The 5,361-nt window shown below is 71.0% G+C and carries 3 protein-coding genes; 1 reads left to right on the top strand and 2 read right to left on the bottom strand.

Annotated elements, in window-relative coordinates:
- Positions 1-129: 129 nt before the first annotated feature.
- Positions 130-669 (bottom strand): SigE family RNA polymerase sigma factor, encoded by a 540-nt coding sequence (locus ABT381_RS34885; RefSeq protein ID WP_351601846.1) that lies wholly within the window; start codon positions 667-669, stop codon positions 130-132.
- 164 nt (positions 670-833) lie between these two features.
- Between ABT381_RS34885 and ABT381_RS34880 the strand changes: the two genes are divergently transcribed.
- A complete protein-coding gene (locus tag ABT381_RS34880; RefSeq protein WP_351601843.1) occupies positions 834-2,711 on the top strand; it encodes a rhamnogalacturonan lyase in 1,878 nt (625 codons plus the stop codon).
- A 2-nt stretch (positions 2,712-2,713) separates the two neighbouring features.
- Here ABT381_RS34880 and ABT381_RS34875 read toward each other — a convergent pair.
- Positions 2,714-5,361 (bottom strand): exo-rhamnogalacturonan lyase family protein (locus ABT381_RS34875; protein ID WP_502965740.1); only part of this gene is annotated, 2,648 nt, incomplete at its 5' end.

Raw genomic sequence — 5,361 nt, 5'->3', positions numbered from 1 at the left:
CCCCGCCGGACCGCCGCGGGTCCGGCGTCCCGGTCGCCGCCATGCCGCGCTCGACCCGGGCGAGCATCCGCTCCCGGTCCGGCCGGTGCGCCGCGGCGGCCTCCCGCAGCCGCCGGCGCAGGTCGTCGTTCACGCACGCCCGCCGATCAGTTCCGTAGTGGTACGGGGGCCCAGCAGCCGTTCCAGCTGCGCCATCCCCTTGGACGTCTGACTCTTCACCGTACCGACCGAAATGCCGAGGGCGAGCGCGGTCTCCCGCTCGGACAGATCGAAGGCGTGCCGCAGCACGACGCAGGCCCGCTTGCGGAACGGCAGCGTGCGCAGCGCCTGCTGGACATCGACCACGGCGGGCACGTCCGGCGCTTCGGCGTGCTCGGAGCACTGGGCCCAGAACAGGGTGATGCGGCGGCGCTCGCGGATCGCGCTGCGGATGTGGCTGCGGGCCAGATTGGCCACGACGCCCCGGGCGTACGCGGCCGGGTGGTCGGCCGCCCGGACGCGGTCCCAGCGGCGCCAGAGGGCGACCAGCGCGTCGGCCGCCAGGTCGTCGGCCCCTTCGGCGTCCCCGGTCAACAGCCGTGCGAGCCGGGCGAGTTCGGCGTGGTGGCGCTCGAAGAACGCGCGGAACTCCGCGGCGGCGTCGGCGCATTCGACCGCTGGTCCGTCCACGGATCCGGTCACCCACCCCTGCGTTGCGTTCGGCATTTCGGCCACCCATCGGAAATTCGAACACAGGCTAGGGGCGCCGCGATGGCCTGACAAGCGGCGGCAACCCTTGGGGGCCCGGCGCCCACCTCGGTGCAACGGACAACCCCCGTACCGCAGGAGGCACCATGCAGCATCCGCACACCGTCCCCCGCCGGCGCAGACTCCGCCGCGCCCTGGTCACCGCCGCCGTGACCGGCGCGCTCGCCGCGGCGGGGCTCGCCGCGCTGCCGGGCACCTCGGCCGCCGCCACCGCCCGCCAGGCGGAGAAGCTGGACCGCGGCGTGGTCAGCGTCCACACGAGCAGTGGCAACCTGATCAGCTGGCGGTGGCTGGGCACCGACCCGGACGCCGTCTCCTTCAACGTCTACCGGTCCGGTACGAAGGTCAACTCCACCCCCGTCACCGACTCCACGAACTATTTCCACGCCGGCGCCCCCGAACAGGCCGACTACACCGTCCGCGCGGTCGTCGACGGCAAGGAGCAGGGCGACTCCGTGCATGCCGTGCAGTTCCGCGCCGGGTACAAGGACGTGCCGATCACACCCCCGGCGGGCGGCACGACCCCGGACGGCGTGGCGTACACCTACGAGGCCAACGACGCGTCGGTGGGCGACCTCGACGGTGACGGCGCGCTGGACTTCGTCCTGAAGTGGCAGCCGACGAACGCCAAGGACAACTCCCAGTCCGGCTACACCGGCAACACGATCGTCGACGGCATCAAGCTCGACGGCACCCGGCTCTGGCGCATCGACCTCGGCCGCAACATCCGCTCGGGCGCGCACTACACCCAGTTCCAGGTCTACGACTACGACGGCGACGGCAAGGCCGAGGTCGCCATGAAGACCGCGGACGGCACGGTCGACGGTCAGGGAAAGACGATCGGCACGGCCTCCGCCGACCACCGCAACGGCAGTGGATACGTGTTGTCCGGGCCCGAGTACCTGACCATGTTCAACGGCCGCACGGGCGCCGCGATGGGCACGACCGACTACGTGCCCGCGCGCGGCAACGTGGCGTCCTGGGGCGACAGTTACGGCAACCGCGTGGACCGCTTCCTCGCCGGAACGGCGTACCTGGACGGCTCCCGGCCCTCGCTGATCATGGCGCGCGGCTACTACACCCGCAGTGTGATCGCCGCCTGGGACTGGCGCGACGGCGCCTTCACCCGCCGCTGGACCTTCGACACCGACTCCTCCACCAACAAGGGCAAGGGCTACGACGGCCAGGGCTCGCACAGTCTCTCCGTCGGTGACGTGGACGGCGACGGCAAGGACGAGGTCGTCTACGGCGCGATGGCGGTGGACGACAACGGCAGCGGCCTGTGGACCGCGAAGACCGGGCACGGAGACGCCCAGCACCTCGGCGACCTCGACCCGGGCACGCCGGGCCTGGAGTACTTCAAGGTCTCCGAGTCCAGCGGTCAGCCCGCCGAGCTGTACCTCGACCCGAAGAGCGGCGCGGTCCGGTGGAAGCTCGCCGCGTGCTGCGACAACGGGCGCGGCGTGGCCGGCGACATCTGGTCCGGCAACGCGGGCGCCGAGATGTGGTCGGCCTCCGACACCCAGGTACGCGACGAGGCGGGCGCCGCCAAGGGCCGCGAGCCGTCCTCGGCCAACTTCCTCAGCTGGTGGGACGGTGACACCACCCGCGAACTCCTCGACGGCACGCACATCGACAAGTACGGAACGGACGGCGACACGCGCCTGCTGACCGGTGCGTCGGTGTCCTCGAACAACGGCACCAAGGCGACGCCGGTGCTCTCCGGCGACCTCCTCGGCGACTGGCGCGAGGAGGTCGTCTGGCGCACCTCCGACAACCGCAACCTGCGGATCTACGCCACGCCCCACGAGACCGGCACGAAGATCACCACGCTGCTCCACGACACCATGTACCGCACCGGCCTGGCCTGGCAGAACTCCGGTTACAACCAACCGCCCCACCCCAGCTTCTTCTTGGGCGGCGGCATGGCGACGCCGCCGCGCCCGCTGATTCAGACCCCCTGACCTCAGCCGGGCATCCGGTCACCCAGCAGTGCCAGGTTTTCGATGGCGGCGAGGCCGTACAGCGCTGTGTCGTTCGTGTAGACCCAGTTGGCCTCGCTGCCGGGGACGAGGGTGACCGGCCCGGTGACCTTTTCCGTCTTCCAGGGCGCGGATTCCTGGTAGCCGTCGGAGTGGTAGAACTTGTCCCACGCGCGCCGGGCGAGCTTGTCGTCGTCCGTGCGGTGCGCGGCGTAGGCGTCGAGGCGCGAGTGGCCCTGGAAGAGGATCAGGCTGCCGAAGTCGGCACCGTAACGGGCCTTCTGCTCGGCCTTGGTGGCGTTGAAGTAGCGGCAGTAGTCGAGGTACGCCTTCTCGAACTTCTCGTTGTCGACCAGGTCGATCAGCTCGGCGCACAGTTCGTTGAGGCCGAAGACCGCGGAGAGGTGGGAGACGCTGACGGCCGGCTTCTCGGCGACGGCGAACTTCCCCGTGTCCAGGTCGTACAGGCCGCTGCCCTGCACGAAGCCGTTGGGCTGCGCCGCGATGGTCTCCATGGTGGACAGCACCCGGGCCTTGGCCTTCTCCCACTTGGGGCCGCGGCGCTCCCACTCGGTCAACCAGGCCGAGACCAGGCCCGACCAGTCGGTGCCGAAACCGATGGAGAGGGCGTGCCGGTCGGGCTTGTAGTCGGGGTCGGGGCGTACCTTGCGCTGCGGATCGAGGACGAGGAACGTCTCGTCGGAGTCGACGTTGGCGTGCATCAGGTCGCCGACCCGCTCGTCGGCGGTGAGGAAGTAGTAGAAGCGGCGGTAGGTGGTGTTGGCGATGCGCTGCTGCTTGGCGCTGTCGGCGTAGTGCTGGACGCCGTGCCGGGTGCCGAGCCCGGCCCATTTGCCGAGGTGGTAGACGTCGACCTCGCCGGTGTGCCGGGTCATGGCCTCGGCGAAGCGGAAGATGTCCGCGCGGCCCGAGCGCAGATAGGCGTACCAGAGCCAGAGGTCGGGCGAGAGTTCGGAGTTGTCCCAGGCGTAGCCGCCCACGTCGTAGCGCCACTGGTGGCGGGCCGGGTCGTAGGAGTGCATCACGTCGCCGTAGTCCCAGAAGCCGTACCAGCGCCGCATCTCCACCTGGTCCTTGTAATAGGTGAAGAGGAAGTCGAGATGGTCCTCGATCTTCGCCTTGGCAGGCGTGGTGCGGTCGGGCTCGGAGTAGAGGCCGGGACCGAAGACGCCGGCGGTGATGAACTGGCGTGGCGGCGCAGCCAGTTGGGGCAGCCGGCGGACCGTTTCCACCTGGCGGGCCAGCGCGTCGGCGGCGGGCGTGGCGTCGTGGGCCCAGAAGAGGAGTTCGCTGGTGCGGGCGATGCCGTACGGGGTGCCGAACTCCGGCTCGTAGTCCTCGTAGGTGATCTCCAGCCCGTTCAGCTGCTTCTCGTACGTGTCCTGGCCCATGCCGTCGTGGTAGAAGCGCAGGTCCATGGGCTGGGCCTCGGGCGACCAGAGCCAGAGGGTCACCTCGGCCTCGTCGGTCTGAGCACCCCGGATGTCGAGCCCGGCCGGGTGCTTCTCCCAGAAGTCGCGCAGCCCGAAGCCGAGCCCGCCGCTCGCGCCGCCGACGTAACCGAAGCCGGAGGCGCGGCGGCCGCCGCCCGCCGCGATCCAGCCGTGGCCCTTCTTGGTGCGCTTGCGCACCGTGAACCCGTCGGCGGAGAGCTGCGAGAGCGTGTAGTCGCCCCACTCGGGGATGAGCTGCAGCCGGCTGGTCACCCGCTGGTCCCAGGTGGCCGGGTCTGGCAGCTTCTTCCCCTCGAACTGGGCGGCCTGCACGGCGGCCCCCGGGTCGCGGCGCAGCCCTGTGACGCCCTTGACCGCCTCGCGCAGCAGTCCGGTGCCGTCGCCGCCGATGCGGATGTGCCGGTCGTACGTCTCGTCGCGCATCGGCACGGTGAAGCGCACGCCCAGCCCGCGGATGAAGTCCCCGCTCGCCTTGCCGGGCTCCTGGGTCCCGTCGTACGTGATCGTGTGCACCATGCGGAAGGAGTCGGCGCCCGCGTAGAAGTACAGGCGGATGGAGAAGGGCAGCCAGGAGCGGTGGCCGCGGCGGTGCGTGCCGTCGATGCGGACGACCGCCCGGACCAGCCCGTCCTGTTCGACCGTCACCTCGCCGATGGCGCTCTCGAAGCGCTCGTACTTCTGGGTGCCCTGGTCGCCGTCCTCGAGCTCGCCCTGGCGCAGCAGCACCAGCCGGCCGTCCTTGGCGATCTCGGTGGCGCCCCGGCGGACGGACTTCACGAGCGTGGCGCCGCTCGTGCCGATCCGGGCGGTGAGGACGCCGGTCGCGACCTCGACGGTGCCGCCCTTGCGGTCGACGGTGACCTTCTTGGCGGGCGCTGCGGGGGTACCGGCCTTCAGGGTGTACTTCTCGGCGGCGGACTGCGGTCCGATCGCGTGCGCGGTCCACTTCAGCGAGCCGTCCGGCCAGTACGCCAGCGGCCAGGTCTGGACGGGGACGGACGCGCCGCCGTCGTCGGTGAGCGTGAACGTCTGGTCCTTGGCGTACGCGCCCTTCGGCCACGGCACGCCGAGCGTCGAACCCGGCGCCGCGCCGAGCCCGCCGTCCTCCAGCCAGCTCAGCTCGACGGGGCCGCCCGCGGCCTGCTTGCCGGCCGGGC

Origin of the sequence: Streptomyces sp. NPDC000151, assembly GCF_040301705.1 — a bacterium.
Taxonomy (GTDB): domain Bacteria; phylum Actinomycetota; class Actinomycetes; order Streptomycetales; family Streptomycetaceae; genus Streptomyces.
The sequence above is the reverse complement of the archived record's forward strand: the minus strand, read 5'-3'. Positions and strand labels throughout refer to the sequence as shown.